The sequence below is a fragment of the Methylomarinum vadi genome, assembly GCF_000733935.1.
Lineage (GTDB): Bacteria > Pseudomonadota > Gammaproteobacteria > Methylococcales > Methylomonadaceae > Methylomarinum > Methylomarinum vadi.
In genome coordinates this window covers 2186646-2201858 of the sequence record NZ_JPON01000001.1, presented here as the reverse complement: position 1 = coordinate 2201858, position 15213 = coordinate 2186646, and the positions used below count along the sequence as shown (strand labels likewise).

At 54.1% G+C, this 15213-nt stretch carries 11 protein-coding genes; 3 read left to right on the top strand and 8 right to left on the bottom strand.

Going from position 1 to position 15213, the window contains the following annotated elements:
• Window positions 1-109 precede the first annotated feature (109 nt).
• A complete protein-coding gene (metG, locus tag EP25_RS0111020) occupies window positions 110-2128 on the bottom strand; it encodes a methionine--tRNA ligase (protein ID WP_031433934.1) in 2019 nt (672 codons plus the stop codon).
• A 170-nt stretch (window positions 2129-2298) separates the two neighbouring features.
• Between metG and apbC the strand changes: the two genes are divergently transcribed.
• Complete coding sequence (gene apbC / locus EP25_RS0111010; protein WP_031433932.1) at window positions 2299-3390, top strand: iron-sulfur cluster carrier protein ApbC; 1092 nt, start codon at window positions 2299-2301, stop codon at window positions 3388-3390.
• Between the two features lie 61 nt (window positions 3391-3451).
• Here apbC and EP25_RS0111005 read toward each other — a convergent pair whose 3' ends face one another.
• The 7 genes from EP25_RS0111005 to EP25_RS0110975 form a co-directional block, all read right to left on the bottom strand.
• Window positions 3452-3982 (bottom strand): hypothetical protein, encoded by a 531-nt coding sequence (locus EP25_RS0111005; RefSeq protein WP_031433931.1) that lies wholly within the window; start codon window positions 3980-3982, stop codon window positions 3452-3454.
• Window positions 3969-4547 (bottom strand): sigma-70 family RNA polymerase sigma factor, encoded by a 579-nt coding sequence (locus EP25_RS0111000; RefSeq protein ID WP_036300469.1) that lies wholly within the window; start codon window positions 4545-4547, stop codon window positions 3969-3971. Before EP25_RS0111000 ends, EP25_RS0111005 begins: the two co-directional genes overlap by 14 nt.
• A 3-nt stretch (window positions 4548-4550) precedes the next feature.
• On the bottom strand, window positions 4551-5141 hold the full coding sequence (locus EP25_RS0110995; protein ID WP_031433929.1) for an EF-hand domain-containing protein: 591 nt from the start codon (window positions 5139-5141) through the stop codon (window positions 4551-4553).
• A 145-nt stretch (window positions 5142-5286) separates the two neighbouring features.
• Window positions 5287-5787: a hypothetical protein gene (locus EP25_RS0110990; RefSeq protein ID WP_051906577.1), complete on the bottom strand. Its 501-nt coding sequence runs from the start codon at window positions 5785-5787 to the stop codon at window positions 5287-5289.
• 11 nt (window positions 5788-5798) lie between these two features.
• Window positions 5799-9716: a DUF3683 domain-containing protein gene (locus tag EP25_RS0110985; RefSeq protein ID WP_031433927.1), complete on the bottom strand. Its 3918-nt coding sequence runs from the start codon at window positions 9714-9716 to the stop codon at window positions 5799-5801.
• 176 nt (window positions 9717-9892) lie between these two features.
• On the bottom strand, window positions 9893-11203 hold the full coding sequence (locus tag EP25_RS0110980; RefSeq protein WP_031433926.1) for a hypothetical protein: 1311 nt from the start codon (window positions 11201-11203) through the stop codon (window positions 9893-9895).
• An 18-nt stretch (window positions 11204-11221) separates the two neighbouring features.
• Entirely contained in the window at window positions 11222-11875 is a 654-nt protein-coding gene (locus EP25_RS0110975) for a PspA/IM30 family protein (protein WP_031433925.1), read from the bottom strand.
• Window positions 11876-12116: 241 nt separating this feature from the next.
• Here EP25_RS0110975 and EP25_RS0110970 point away from each other — a divergent pair, with 241 nt between their 5' ends.
• Both EP25_RS0110970 and EP25_RS0110965 read left to right on the top strand, forming a co-directional pair.
• The gene (locus tag EP25_RS0110970; protein ID WP_051906576.1) at window positions 12117-13529 is read left to right on the top strand and encodes a sigma-54-dependent transcriptional regulator; all 1413 of its coding nucleotides are present in this window, start codon (window positions 12117-12119) and stop codon (window positions 13527-13529) included.
• Between the two features lie 43 nt (window positions 13530-13572).
• Window positions 13573-14886, top strand: coding sequence for an IS1380 family transposase (locus EP25_RS0110965; protein ID WP_031433923.1), 1314 nt, complete (start codon window positions 13573-13575; stop codon window positions 14884-14886).
• The last annotated feature ends 327 nt before the right edge of the window (window positions 14887-15213 follow it).

The following is a 15213-nucleotide window of genomic DNA, read 5'->3' as shown; positions in this document are numbered from 1 at the left end:
GTAGGTTGGATTAGGCGTTAGCCGTAATCCGACATTTTCGCCGTCAAGGGGGGTACAATGCGTTCTTGTATCCTTGAGGCAAAAACCAACCTAACCTACAAAATTCAATTTATTTAACCCGCATCCCCGGCTGCGCGCCTTCCTCGGGACTCAATATCCACAAGTCCTTGCCGCCCGGGCCCGCAGCCAGCACCATGCCCTCGGACAGGCCGAAGCGCATCTTGCGCGGTTTCAGATTGGCGACGACGACGGTCAACTTGCCCTGCAAATCCTCCGGGGCATAGGCGGATTTGATGCCGGCGAAAATGTTGCGGGTTTCGTCGCCGATATCGACGGTCAGTTGCAGCAGCTTGTCGGCGCCCTCGACGTGCTCGGCCTTGACGATCCTGGCGATACGCAGGTCGATCTTGGCGAAATCGTCGAACTCGATGGTCTCGGCGATCGGTTCGCATTTCTTTGCTTTTTGCAGCGGCGCTTCTTTTTCCAGATTTTCCTTGGAGGCCTCGATGATCGCGTCGATTTTGTCCGCTTCGACGCGGGTCATCAGCGGTTTGAATTTATTGATGGCATGGTCGAGCAAGGGCTTAACGTCGGACGGCCAGGCCTGCGGCGCGATATTCAAGAAATCCTCGGCATTTTCAGCCAGTGTAGGGATCACCGGTTTCAAGTAGGCGGCCAACAGCCGGAACAAATTCAGGCCCATCGAGCAGATATCATGCAGCTCGCCGTCGCGGCCTTCTTCCTTGGCGATGACCCAAGGTTTTTTCTCGTCGATATACTGATTGGCCTTGTCGGCCAATGCCATGATTTCGCGCATCGCCTTGCCGAATTCGCGTTTTTCGTAGAGCTCGGCGATGCTTGCGTTGGCGTCGACGAATTGCTGGAACAGTTCCGGCTCGGCGCAATTCGCCGATAACCTGCCGTCGAAGCGTTTGCTGATGAAGCCGCTGCAGCGACTGGCAATGTTGACCACCTTGCCGACCAGGTCGGAATTGACGCGCTGAGTGAAGTCGTCGAAGTTTAGGTCGATATCCTCGACTCCGGCGCCGAGCTTGGCGGCGAAATAATAACGCAGATATTCCGGATTCAGATGGTCCAAATAAGTGCGGGCCTTGATGAAGGTGCCGCGCGATTTGGACATCTTTTCGCCGTTGACGGTCAGGAAACCATGAGCGAAGATCGCACTCGGGGTTCGGAAGTCGGCGCCGCTGAGCATGGCAGGCCAGAACAGAGCATGGAAATAAATGATGTCCTTGCCGATGAAGTGATAGAGCTCGGCGTCGCTGTCCTTGCTCCAGAATTCGTCGAAATTCAGGTCGAGTTTGTCGCACAGGTGCTTGAAGCTGGCCATATAGCCGATCGGCGCATCCAGCCAAACATAAAAATACTTGCCCGGCGCATCGGGGATCTCGAAACCGAAATAAGGCGCGTCGCGGGAAATATCCCATTGCTGTAGTCCGTGTTCCAGCCATTCTGCCATCTTGTTGCAGACTTCGGCTTGCAGGTGGCCGGCCTTGGTCCAGTCTTCCAGCAAGGCGGTAAAGTCCGCCAGGTTGAAGAAGTAATGTTCCGAGTCTTTTTCGATCGGTTTCTCGCCGGAGACGACCGAAACGGCGTTTTTCAGCTCGGTCGGGGCATAGGTCGCGCCGCAGGCCTCGCAACTGTCGCCGTATTGCTCCTGCGCGCCGCATTTTGGGCATTCGCCTTTGATGAAGCGGTCCGGCAAAAACATGTTCTTGACCGGGTCGTAGGCCTGGGTAATGGTGCGCTTGCTGATATGGCCGCCGTCACGCAGACGTTGGTAAATCAGTGCCGATAGCTCCTTGTTTTCCGCCGAATGGGTACTGTGGTAGTTATCGAAGGCGACGCCGAACTCGTCGAAATCGGCGCGGTGTTCTTGTTCAACTTTGGCAATCAGTTGTTCCGGCGTGATGCCTTCGCGGTCGGCGCGCAGCATGATCGGCGTGCCGTGGGTGTCGTCGGCGCAAACGTAGTAACATTGATGGCCGCGCTGTTTTTGAAAGCGCACCCAGATGTCAGTCTGGATATATTCGACCAGGTGGCCTAAATGTATCGGGCCGTTGGCGTAGGGTAAGGCGCTGGTAACAAGAATTTTTCTATCAGACATGAAAATAGTTGGTTAGCATGATAAAAACGAACCGGTAATTATTGCATATAATCACCTGAATTTCATGATCTTGGACATCAAATGGTTTGTTCACTTGATATCCGCGGGTTGAGCCATTATATCCAGAGATAAATACTAGGTTTTTATTTCTTTTCAAATCGGAGTTATTCATGCCAGAAATCGTCAAGGCGGATGTGGAAAATCTGCTTAAAACCTTCATCGACCCCAATGTTGGCACCGATCTGGTGTCCGCCAAATCCGTCAAAAACATTACTGTCGACGGAGCGGACGTTCAGGTAAGTATCGAACTGGGCTATCCGGCTAAAAGTTATCTGGCAGAATGCCGGGCGGCGGTCGAGGAGACGTTGCGACAATTGGACGGTGTCGGTAAGGTGGCTGTCGAAGTGAGGGTCAATATCGTCGCCCATGCCGTGCAGCAGGCCTTGAAGCCATTACCGAACGTTAAAAATATCATTGCCGTGGCTTCCGGCAAGGGCGGGGTCGGCAAGTCGACTACTTCAGTCAACCTGGCGTTGGCCCTGGCGGCCGAAGGCGCCAAGGTCGGCTTGTTGGATGCCGACATTTACGGCCCCAGCATTCCCACCATGATGGGCTTGTCCGGCTATCCGGCCAGCGAAGACGGCAAGACCATGATGCCGAAAATATCCTACGGCGTGCAAACCAATTCCATCGGCTATCTGATCGATCAAGACCAGGCCATGATCTGGCGCGGACCGATGGTGACCAACGCTCTGCAACAATTGTTGAAAGATACCAATTGGAGCGATGTCGACTATCTGATTATCGACCTGCCGCCAGGCACCGGAGACGTTCAACTGACGTTGGCTCAGCAGATCCCGGTCAGCGGCGCGGTCATCGTCACGACGCCGCAGGACATCGCCCTGATAGACGCCCAGCGCGGTCTGTCGATGTTCAACAAGGTCAACGTGCCGGTATTGGGCTTGGTGGAAAATATGAGCATCCATATTTGCAGCAACTGCGGCCACGAAGAAGCGATCTTCGGCGAAGGCGGCGGCGCGGCGATGGCGGCGAAAAACAACGTCGAATTGTTGGGATCTCTGCCGCTGGACATCAACATCCGCAAATTCGCCGACTCCGGACGGCCGACGGTCGTAGCGGACCCCGACGGCCGGCCGGCCGAGATTTACCGTTCCATCGCCAGAAAAATGGCGGCGCGGCTGGCGCTAAAAGCCAAGGATTACAGCACTAAATTTCCGAATATCGTGATTCAGAATTCTTGAGAGGCATTAGAAAAATTCCCTCCCTAAGTCGTTAGAACTCAGGGAGGACTGTTATTTATTGTTACAAAATATCCAAATCGTCCTCGGCTAATTCTGGCTCCAATACCGCGAGCAGTTCCAGGTCGGCGGAATTATCCAGCGTTTCGGCCATTAATAGCCAGGGGTTTTCCCCGTTTGCCAATTGTGGCTCGTGAGAGGCCTGTTGTCGGCCGAATTGCACCACGCCTAATGCCAGTAGCATTACCAAGGCGGCGCCGGCCAGGGACCAGGCCGGCATTGGCCGGTTGAACAGTGACGGCAGAAGGTTGGTTAAATTTTTCAGCGGACGGAGAGTAGGTTCTGGTTCGGTTGCTGTGCGATCCGGCAGGTTTGCCAGTATTTGATCGGCCAACGTTTCGTGGTTTGTATCTTCCTGAACAGTAAACAATTCCAGCAGTCGCTCATCCAGCTGCATTGCCTGGCGTTGCAGTTCCTGTAAATCTTGATGGTTTGATAACAATCGTTGCATCGCCGCCCGTTCGGTCTCCGGCCATCGGTTCGGGTTGCCGCCGTAGCACTCGATAATTTGTCGCGCTCTTTCAATCGTAATCATGGTAATCTCCGCTTGCGTAGCCGGTGCTCTCGCTAAACGCTTTTTTCAATGTCCTGCGGCCTCGGGCCAGCAGTGACTCCAGCGCATCGACGCTGATATTCAATACTTCTGCGGCCTCCTTATTATTCAGGCCGCTATAGGCGCATAAGGTGATCGCGCTGCGCTGCCTTTCGGGCAAGGTTTGCAAGGCCAACATTTGTTGCCTCAAGTCAGATTGGGCCGCGAGCTGACGTTCTCCGGAACTGCGTATATCCGATAATTGCATGTCCCGATCCTCCAGGGCATCGGCTTTGCGTTTGCGCAGCTCGTCGATGCACAGGTTATAACTGACCCGCATCAGCCATGCCTTGGGGGAAAATCCCTGGTCTTGCCAGTCCGGGGCCTTGTTCCAAAGCCGGAGAAACGCTTCCTGGCAAATGTCTTCCGCTTCCTGCGGAAGATACTGTTTGCTGAAATTGACCACCGCCGGCAGATGGCGGTGCATCAACTCGCCGAAAGCCTGTCTATCGCCTTGGGCGATCAGCGCCATCAGCGCGTTGTCACCGCTCTGCCTGTAGCCGGTCATGTCTTATTTTCGCGGATGGCGAAAACCTTTCAATTCGTCGCCGCTAACCACCTTGTCGTTGTTGGCGTCCAGTTTTTCGAACCAGCGTTGCGCCATTTGCGCATGTTCCTCGCGGCTGATCTGACCGTCATTGTTTTTGTCCATTTTGTTCAGCAGCTTGCGTTCTTTCATCTGATGACGCTGAAAATTCTCCTCCTCGCTCAGCACGCCGTCCTGATTTTTATCGAGCTTAGCGAAACGGCGTTCGGCCCGCTTCACGGCCCTATCGATAAACTCTTGTTTGCTGACATTGCCATCGCGGTCGCTATCCATTTTGCCGTGCTTCTTATTTTGCCATTTTTTTTGGTGTTCGGCCGCGTGTTGTTTGAATTCCTCGGTACTGACGCTGCCATTTTTATCGCTGTCCATTTGGTCGTAGCGTTGTTGCATGGCGTTGTTGAATTCTTCCTCGGTCACCTGGCCGTCGTTGTTGCTGTCGAACAGTTTCAGAAAATGCGGGTGTCTGCCGCCTTGGGGACGGGTGTCTTGTTCTGCCGCGACAGTTTGGCTCAACACCAGGGGGACGACGATCAATGGCATTAAATATTTGTTCATGGTCTTACTCCGATTGGATTGATGAAAATAACAACACTGTTACCGTTATAACGGATCGGCAGCGAAAAACCGTCGGAGGATGAACGAATTTTTTTCAGTGACGAATCGAGTTAAGAGTTTCGTGACAATTTTGTATTGGTAAGGATTAATCTTGCGGTAGCCATTGCCTCATTCCTTCCCTGATGATGGGTTCAAGCGGATGTTCGATAGTACAGGGCGATTGCGGAATCAATAGGCGGTAATGCTGTAACTTTTCGGTTACTTGTTGCTTTTCAAAGCGAGTTAGCGAGCGGAATCCGCGGCCATAGCGCCAGCCGTAACCCCAGCGGTACCAGGTAGGGAATACCGGGGAGCCGCCTAAGGCAACGCCGTAATTCATGGTTTCGGCCAGTAGTTGGTTATCGGTTTTTTTCGCCACGCAATCGCGCAAGGCACGGTCGGCCTGTTGTTTTTGCCTGCGGCTGCCGCCTTGCCAATAGGCGATGTCGTGGGCGATGCAGCATTCGCACCACAGGTCCTGCTGCATCGGCGTGCCGTCCGGGAACAAAGAACAACCGTCACTGCGAAAATCGGCCAATTGGCCGGCGCGTGAAGGGGAAGCCATTGACAAAAATAAGCCGAGAAAAACAAATCTAAATCCCGGCATGATTGTGTCCTCTATACCAAGATCCGCTCGATGCCGCCTTTTGAGGCTTTTTTGATATAGTCTTTCATCCAGTTCTTGCCCAGCACATGCTTGGCGATCTCGACCACGATGTAATCGGCTTCCAGCTTGTCCACCTCGCCTTGATAACGCTGCAGTCCCTGCAAACAGGACGGGCAGGAAGTCAGCACTTTGACTGAGCCGTTATAACCGTCGGCGCGCAATTTGGCGCTGCCGTCCTGCAGTTCGATTTCCTTGCGGTAACGCACCTGGGTGGAAATATCCGGCCTTCCGACCGCTAGCGTGCCCGATTCGCCGCAACAACGGTCGGATTTGTTGATGGTCGTGCCGATCAGACTGTTGACGGTCTTCAACGGGTCCTGTTGTTTCATCGGCGTGTGACATGGGTCGTGATACAGATAGCGTTGGCCGCTGACACCGTTCAGTTTGACGCCCTTTTCCAACAGATATTCGTGGATGTCGAGCATGCGGCAACCTGGGAAAATCTTGTCGAATTCGTAATCGATCAACTGATCGTAACAGGTGCCGCAACTGACGACGACGGTCTTAATGTCAAGATAGTTCAGGGTATTGGCGACGCGGTGAAATAGCACGCGATTGTCGGTGCTGATTTGCTGCGCTTCCTCGAACTGGCCGGCGGCGCGCTGCGGGAAGCCGCAGCACAGATAACCGGGCGGCAGTACCGTCTGCACGCCGATCTCGTACAACATGGCCTGGGTGGCCAGCCCCACTTGCGAGAACAGGCGCTCGGAGCCGCAACCGGGAAAATAAAATACCGCCTCGGAATCGCTGCGAGTCTTGGCGCGGTCACGGATGATCGGTACGATTTGGTCGCTCTCGACGCCCAATAAGGCCCTGGCCGTTTTATTCGGCAGTTTGCCCGGCATTTTGCGGTTGGTGAAATGCACGACATATTCGCGCATTTCCGGCTTGCCGGTCGATGACGGCGGTTGCTTGAGCTGGGCCTTGCCCCAGGGCCGCAGAAAGAGACTGCCCAGGCGCTGGCCTTTATAAGACCACTCTATCAACAGCTTGCGCATCAGTTTGACGCTACTCGGGCGGCCGGTGGACAAGAAGGCGATCGCCGCCGTTTTGATCGGGTTGAAGCTTTGCTTGCCCATCTTGCGCAGCAGATTGCGCATGTTCATTGACACATCGCCGAAATCGATGTCGACGGGGCAGGGGTTGAAGCATTTATGGCAGACCGTGCAATGGTCGGAGACGTCCTCGAATTCCTTCCAATGGGTGATGGAGATGCCGCGCCGGGTTTGTTCCTCGTAGAGAAAGGCTTCGATCAACAGCGAGGTGGCGAGGATTTTATTACGCGGCGAATACAGCAGATTGGCGCCGGGGACATGGGTGCTGCAGACCGGTTTGCATTTGCCGCAGCGCAGGCAGTCCTTGACCGACTCCGAGATCGCGCCGATGTCGCTTTGTTGCATGATCAGCGACTCATAGCCCATCAGGCTGAACGATGTGGTGTAGGCCGCGCGGAGATCGGCGCCCGGCATCAGTTTGCCGCTATTGAAGCGGTTTTCCGGGTCGACGCGTTGCTTGTAGGCATGGAAGTCCGCCAATTCGGCCGGGTCGAGAAATTCGTACTTGGTAATGCCGATGCCATGTTCGCCGGAAATAACACCGTCCAGGGAACGGGCCAAGGCCATGATGCGCGCCACCGCTTCGTTGGCTTCCCGCAGCATCTCGTAATGATCGGAATTGACCGGTAGATTGGTATGCACGTTGCCGTCGCCGGCATGCATGTGCAACGCGACGAACACGCGGCCGCGCAGAATCTCTTTGTGCACCGCCTCTATCTTTTCGAGCACCGGACGAAAATGATCCCCTTCGAAAATCTCTTGTAATCTCGGCAATAACTCCTGTTTCCACGATACCCGCACGGATCGGTCCTGGAGTCGGTGAAACAGCGTCGGGCGGTTGGCGCGATTGGTCAGTTCGGTGAAACTGATTCCTAAGCGATTGAATTGTTCCTCGGCTTGCGGTAACGGCAAGTCGAGATTGTCGTACAGCCACTGCCAGCGTTCGCGGACTTGGGCGACGTCGGCCAAGGCTTGGCCACGGCGGTCGCCGATCAATTCGTCCTTGTCCACGCTTTCATCGTAGGCGCGCAGCGGCAACTCGCCTTCCAGCAATTCGACCATCGCGTCGCACAGGCGCAGTTTATTGCGCAGCGACAGTTCGATATTGATACGCTCGATGCCGTCGCAATAATCGCCCATGCGCGGCAGTGGAATGACGACGTCCTCGTTGATCTTGAAGGCGTTGGTATGCTTGGCGATGGCGGCGGTGCGGGCGCGGTCCAGCCAAAAGGTTTTGCGCGCCTCCGGGCTGACGGCGATGAAGCCTTCGGCGTCACGGGCATTGCACAGGCGCACGACTTCCGAGGCGGCCAAGGCGACCTGGTGTTCGTCGTCGCCGACGATGTCGCCGAGCAACACCATCTTCGGCCGGCCGCGGTGCTTGGCTTTGCTGGCGTAGCCGACGGCCTTGACATAACGCTCGTCTAGATGTTCCAGCCCCGCCAGCATGACCCGGGCCGGGCCTTGTTTCGGCAGGGAGGCCAGGTAATCGCGGATTTCAACGATGGCCGGCACCGCTTCGCGCACTTGGCCGAAGAATTCCAGGCAAAAGGTTCGGGTATGCGCCGGCATCTTGTGCAAGATCCAGCGCGCCGACGTGATGATGCCGTCGCAGCCTTCTTTTTGGATACCCGGCAGGCCGCCGAGAAACTTGTCGGTGACGTCCTTGCCCAGTTCTCCCTTGCGGAAATGCGCGCCGGGCATGTCGATGCGTTCTTCCGCGAGCAGTTGCTTGCGTTTGCGATCGTAGCGTTTTAACGAGAAACTGACTCGTTCCTGGTCGTGAATCTTGCCGAGATTGTGATTCAGTCGTTCGACTTCCAGCCAGTTGCCGTCCGGCATGACCATGCGCCAGGACGCCAGGTTGTCCAGCGCCGTTCCCCACAGGACAGCCTTCTTGCCGCCGGCGTTCATCGCTATGTTGCCGCCGATGCAGGAAGCGTCGGCCGATGTTGGGTCGCAGGCGAACACCAGGCCGGCATTGTCGGCGACATCCATGACCCGCCGTGTTACGACGCCGGCGCCGGTCTGGATTGTGGTGTAGGTCTGCTCGATGCCAGGCAACTCGGTTTCGTATTCGATCGGACCTATATCGGTCAATTTTTCGGTATTGATCACGGCGGAAAACGGCGTCAACGGCACCGCGCCGCCGGTATAACCCGTACCGCCTCCGCGCGGAATAATGGTTAGGCCCAACTTGATGCAGTCGCGCACCAGGTGGGCGACTTCCTTTTCATTGGCCGGATAGAGCACGACGAAGGGATATTCCACTCGCCAGTCGGTGGCGTCGGTGACATGGGAGACACGGGCGAAACCGTCGAAACAAATATTGTCCTTGCGGGTATGTTTCGATAGCAGAGCCTGCGTCTTGCGGCGCATCTCCCGGGTCCGGTCGAAGTGCGCCTCGAAAGCGTTTACGGCTTGCTGGGCCGCTTCGATCAACAAGGCGACACGCCGGGCGCGGTCGGGGTACTCCTGTTCATATTCGTCGTGTCGCTTTTCGATTTGGCGCAGGCGGTGGCGCATCGCCTTCAACAAGGCGCGGCGGCGCTTGCGGTTGTCGAGCAAATCGTCTTCCAGATAGGGATTGCGTTGTACCGCCCAGATATCGCCCAACACTTCGAACAACATGCGTGCGGAGCGGCCGGTTATCCGTTCGCTACGTAGCGACTCTAGGACCTGCCAATTTTCCTCGCCCAGCATGCGGATGACGATTTCGCGGTCGGAAAAAGAGGTATAGTTATAGGGAATTTCACGCAGCCGTACCGGCGGCGCATCGGAAAAAGTCGGAGGGGTCTCTGCGTCCACTGACATACCCTGTAATGGCGTGTTTTAAAGTCGTTATTGTAGCATTCGTCACGGCAGGGAAAAACCGCAAAAGCCGTGTGGGCCGGGGCGCGGCCCCGGCCTGGCGGCCGTTGTCGGCAAGGAGGTAAATCGCGGGCCAACTAACAAACCCTTTGCGCAGCAAGAGGCCGCCACTTTTCGAGTCAATCCCAATGTTTCAATTCCTTGAAATAATAACGCGATTTGGCAATGATTTGTTTCTCTTTGTTTTCCATATAAGATGCCAGCAGAATGACCGACAGTCCCAAGGCTATCGAGCTGATCCAGGGCGAGGTGGCGTAGATATCGACCGCATATTCCCAATAAAACATCAAACCGCCGACGACACACAGGTTGCCAGCGAAAAACGGGATTTTTTCGCGGTGGCGAATGCCGGCGACGGTTAACAGAATGCCTGTGGCGATCGCGAATATCGGCGCCAGCGTTTGCTGGTCCAGTAAGGCCGCGTAACTCAATATGACCGCCAGTGTCGAGCTGGCCGAGCGGTAAAGCCGGGCGTGAAATTCGACCTTGCCGGATAGGGCGAACAGGATTGCCGCGATCGGCAACAACGCGCTCAATTGGGAGCCGGCGTCGACGGCGAATTGGTCCAGAACCATGAGCCAGATAGCGGCGGCGGCACAGGTCCCTAGCCATTGGCCGCTATAAACGAGCAACGTCGATTGCGTATAACGCTTGATGTCGAAAATGCCGTAGGCGACGACAACGGCCGATAGCACGATCGCCAATAAGGAGGAAGTCGGGTGTAACAGGCTGCGGCCGACGATGATCCAAAGCGGCAGGGTAATCAGCGCTCTGGCCGCCATGCCTTCCGGCAATCGCATGCTGCTGTCGTTATGCAAGCGTTGCTCGGTTTGTCTCAGAAACACAAACAGGCCGGCAATGACGATAGCTATGGCGGTCGCATCGCGTAATGGCAGCAGCAACAAGAGATTGCCGACCAGAAAGGCCCACAATAACGTCTTCAAGTGTTTGCGCGCCAACATCGCGTAACTGGCGTAGCTGACCAAGAGCAATAACGCGCCGGTGGTCACTAAATCCAGCGCGATGATTGCAGGGCTGACATCCATGAACTGCAGCCAGCGGTATTGCGGTTGCAGTGCAGCCTGTCCGTGCCAATAGGCATAAATCATCGCGCTCACTTGCGATACCTGCACCGGCAGGAAGGCGGCGCCAAGGCCGAAGAAGATGCGGGCGCCCTTGGTTTCGTGGAATAGATAAGCGCAGACCAGGCCGCCGCCGCACAGTAATAAAGTTAGGCCCAGGCCGATCCAATAACGATAGGCGGGTAAAATCTCGTCATGGCCTTGCAGCATGAAGCTGATCGCCGAGACGATGATCAAGATCGAGCCGACCCAGCGTAAATAGGCGGTAATTTTTTTCGTCAAGCTGTCGTTCGTGGTGTTTTCCTCCGTCACATGGCCTGTTTGGAGGTCGAATTCGTTGGCATACATGGCTGTCTCCCGTTGTTGTTATTTTGTAGCTGAATCGGTTTTTTCCAATTCATCCAGCATCATCTTCAATGCCAGTTCATCTTCTTCCTGCTCGAATTGCTCGGCGAAAATGTCGCTATCGATTGTTTCCGGAAGATCGAATTCCGAGCTGACCACCGAGCCTTCCCAGCGGTCGAAAATCGACTGCGCGTCGCGCAGCGGGTTGGCTTGTCTGTCCAATAAAACATCGTGGACGCTGGTGCGATGTTGCCGGGCCGCTAAAATTTCCTTTTTGTTTTTCAAGACCAACAGCTGTTCCTGGATGGCGCTCAGGTCGTCGCGGATTTTGGCTGCCTGAGTCTTGGCTTCCTGAATTTGTTGTTCCAGGGCGTGGCTTTGTCGTTGGGCCTGACGCAAGCGTCTGACGCATTGCAAGGCTTTTTGCTCGTCTTGTTGCTTGATCTTGAGCGCCCGTTCCGACCATAAGCGGGCCTGTTCCTGTTGTTTCTGTAATTGTTTTTGATATTGTTCGGTCATCTTGTCGACACGATGCAAATGCAGACGGGTTTTGCGGGCGATTTCCTGTAAATCGCCGATCGCGGTTTCCGCCAGGGCTTCGTGATTTTCAAATTCGTCGGCGACATGGTCGATTTGGCTTTTGATGCTGACGAATAAGCGTTTGAAACTGTTCATAGCGATGCTCCTTTGTTAAGTGTTTATTCATTTTCGCTATGGCAAGAGCCGGGCCAAGTTTAATATCTTAATAAAATCAATGAGATGTTCTTATTTGGCCATAGTGGGTAAAAATAAATAGGCAGAAAATGCAGACATGATAAGCAAAAAATGTATGATTTATGTGCGGCTTTAGGTGGCGATTCTTCTCCTGCGCCGACACATGTAGCGGGGAAAATGTAACTTTTAACGATGGTATCTGATGAAAAACATACTGCCCGAACAACGCGACTTTTTTAGCCAAATTGCCGAGCTGGCTTTCGTCAACCCTTTCAGCAAGGAGCGCGAGCGGGCCGATTGCCGTGTATTACGTATCCCCCCAGGCAGCATGGATCTTTTTCAGCGTGTCGAACAAATTCAGCTCGTGCTGGAAGCGCAATTGCAACAATTGGGCCCGCTAGCCGATTTTCGGATTGACGATTTTCAGCGGCGCGACCGTAACAGCATCGAATATGCCTGGTTGTTTTATCAATTTCACCGCTTCCAGCAGGCGTTCAATCAATTCATCGACGCTCAGCGACAATTCGGCGACGAGCCCTTGGAATTGCCTTTTGCGGTGGAATTGGTCGATTGTTTTCGTCGGGCCGGCTATCAGGACGAGGAATTGATCAAGTACATCGGCCTGTTTTATCAATTGCATCGCGGTTTTTATTTCATCAACTCATCGCTATCGGGCGACTGTCCCTCCATCATCGAACTGCGTATGCGGTTATGGAACAATATTTTTACCTTCAATCCGCGCTGGTATTTGGATTACCTGTTGGGGCGCATGGAGGAATTTTCCACATTGCTGTTGGGCTCGACCGGCAGCGGCAAGAGTCTGGTCGCGCATGCGATCGGCTGCTCCGGTTTCATTCCTTTCGATTTGACTCGGCGGCGGTTCCGTGAAAGTTTCACCCGTTCTTTTCAGGCGATCAATCTGGCGCAATTTCCGGCGTCGCTGTTGGAATCGGAATTGTTCGGGCACAAGAAAGGCGCTTTTACCGGCGCGATCGAAAACCATCAAGGCTTGTTTGCACGATGTAGCGCCAATGGTGCGGTGTTCATCGACGAAATCGGCGATATCGATATTCCGACCCAGGTCAAATTGCTGAATGTCATTCAGGACCGGGTTTTCAGTCCTGTCGGCAGTCATGAAAAATTACGTTTTTCCGGCCGCGTGATTAGCGCGACCAATCGCGATATCGAAAAATTACGCAAAAACGGCCAATTTAGGGACGATTTGTATTACCGCCTGTGTTCCGACGTCATTGTTGTGCCCGGCTTGAAGCAACGGTTGCGGGAAAATTCGGCGGAATTGAGTCAGCTGATCGCCGGTTTGTTGTGGCGGGTCATCGCCAATCCCAATGGCGATTTGGTGGCACGCATCGAAAGGAAAATTCATGAAACCGTACCGCGGGACTATCCCTGGCCCGGTAATGTCAGGGAATTGGAGCAATGTATCCGCCGTATTTGTCTGACCGGCAGTTACCAAGTCGCTGAGCGGCATAAGCCGGAAGACCGGCAAATTCTGTTTGCTTTGCGGGAAAGTGGTGCCGAAATCAGCGCTCAACAATTGCTCAAGGACTATCCCGAATATTTCATGATAGAGGCGGGCAAGTTTGTTGATATTTGATAAAATTCAGTTACTTAGATTGAATTTAACCAACAACTTGCCCATGACAAATTGTACTCCAGCTCAAATAGAATTTCCTCCCTTAAAACGCCGTAAAATCGAGGCCCAATTCAGTGGTGGAGCGATCACCAGTGATGGCGGTGTGCTGTTGTTAAGAGCGATTGACCAGCAATTAGGATTAACCGAACGGATAGCGGCGCAGATTCCTGACGCCAGAGCCCCTGACCGCGTGCAACACTCTGTGATCAACCTGCTCCGTCAACGGGTTTATGGCTTGGCGTGTGGGTATGAGGATTTGAATGATCATGACACGCTCAGAAATGATATCGCCTTTCAGACGGCGGTGGAAAAGGATCAGACATTGGGCAGCCGATCCACCTTGTGCCGGTTTGAGCAGCAGGCGGATCGCGCCTTGATGTGGCGCGTTCATGAGGAACTGGTGGCGCAGTTTATCGCTTCGTATGAGACACCGCCGAAATCGTTGGTCCTGGACTTCGACGCCACCGACGATCCGGTTCATGGCGAACAGGACGGACGTTTTTTTCATGGCTACTATCGGCACTATTGTTTCCTGCCGTTGTATGTCTTTTGCGGCCATCATTGCTTGGTCAGTTATCTACGTCCCAGCAATATTGATGGCGCCAAGCACAGCTGGGCGATTCTGGCGTTGCTGGTCAGGCGCTTGCGTCAGGCTTGGCCGGACGTTGACATCACGTTTCGCGGCGATGGCGGTTTTTGTCGCCATAAGATGCTGAGTTGGTGCGAGCGGCATCGCGTTCACTATATTGTCGGGTTGGCCAAAAATAAACGCTTAACGCGCTTAAGCCAACCCTGGATTGAACAAGCCCGGCAACAGTTCCAAAGCGAACAGCAGAAACAGCGTCTCTTTACCGATTTCCACTATAAAGCCGGCACCTGGAAACGCCGACGCCGTGTCATTCTTAAGGCCGAACACATGAGCCAAGGGAGTAATCCCCGCTATGTCGTAACCAATCTGGACGGCGATGCACAAACACTCTATGAAACCGTTTACTGTGCGCGAGGCGACATGGAAAACCGGATTAAAGAGCAACAATTGGATCTGTTTGCCGACCGCACCAGTTGCAGCCTGTGGTGGCCGAATCAGTTTCGTTTGCTGTTATCCACCTTGGCCTATACCCTGATCCAGGCGATTCGCCGAATCGCCCTCAACAACACCGAACTAGCGACAGCCACTTGCGCCACCATTCGCCTGAAATTGTTTAAAATCGGTGCCGTCATCATTCGTAACACCCGTCGTATTCGACTGCTGTTCAGCAGTCAGTATCCGTTTCAATCCCTGTTTAAATCCGTTTGTCAGCGCCTGTGCCCTGATTAGTACAAACAGAGTGCTGTGCCCGGCACGCTGATAAACAATGGGGTAAGGGGAAGTTGCGCCTGAAAAACGGAAATCAATGCTTAATTCCCTTTTTGACCGCTCAATTTCTCCTTACGATCGCATGTTTTAAAACAAACGAGGGTTTCGATAGGGTTTCAAGGGACTGATGAAATATCCGGGCTATTGCCGTTTTCTTTACGATCGCCACGGCAGTTACGAGGCGGTGGCTAGAATCACCCAATTGGATAGGCGCACCGCGAAGAAATATATCGTCGATTAAAAATTGTTGGTTTTAATCGGGCGTTTTCACCGAGAGAGCAGGGATGG

Coding starts and splice junctions, on each gene's coding strand:
- EP25_RS0111000 (WP_036300469.1), bottom strand. CDS start 4,547: ATGACCGGCTACAGGCAGAGCGGTGACAACGCGCTGATGGCGCTGATC.
- EP25_RS0110995 (WP_031433929.1), bottom strand. CDS start 5,141: ATGAACAAATATTTAATGCCATTGATCGTCGTCCCCCTGGTGTTGAGC.
- EP25_RS0110965 (WP_031433923.1), top strand. CDS start 13,573: ATGACAAATTGTACTCCAGCTCAAATAGAATTTCCTCCCTTAAAACGC.
- EP25_RS0110985 (WP_031433927.1), bottom strand. CDS start 9,716: ATGTCAGTGGACGCAGAGACCCCTCCGACTTTTTCCGATGCGCCGCCG.
- EP25_RS0110970 (WP_051906576.1), top strand. CDS start 12,117: ATGAAAAACATACTGCCCGAACAACGCGACTTTTTTAGCCAAATTGCC.
- EP25_RS0111005 (WP_031433931.1), bottom strand. CDS start 3,982: ATGATTACGATTGAAAGAGCGCGACAAATTATCGAGTGCTACGGCGGC.
- EP25_RS0110980 (WP_031433926.1), bottom strand. CDS start 11,203: ATGTATGCCAACGAATTCGACCTCCAAACAGGCCATGTGACGGAGGAA.
- EP25_RS0110990 (WP_051906577.1), bottom strand. CDS start 5,787: ATGCCGGGATTTAGATTTGTTTTTCTCGGCTTATTTTTGTCAATGGCT.
- EP25_RS0110975 (WP_031433925.1), bottom strand. CDS start 11,875: ATGAACAGTTTCAAACGCTTATTCGTCAGCATCAAAAGCCAAATCGAC.
- apbC (WP_031433932.1), top strand. CDS start 2,299: ATGCCAGAAATCGTCAAGGCGGATGTGGAAAATCTGCTTAAAACCTTC.
- metG (WP_031433934.1), bottom strand. CDS start 2,128: ATGTCTGATAGAAAAATTCTTGTTACCAGCGCCTTACCCTACGCCAAC.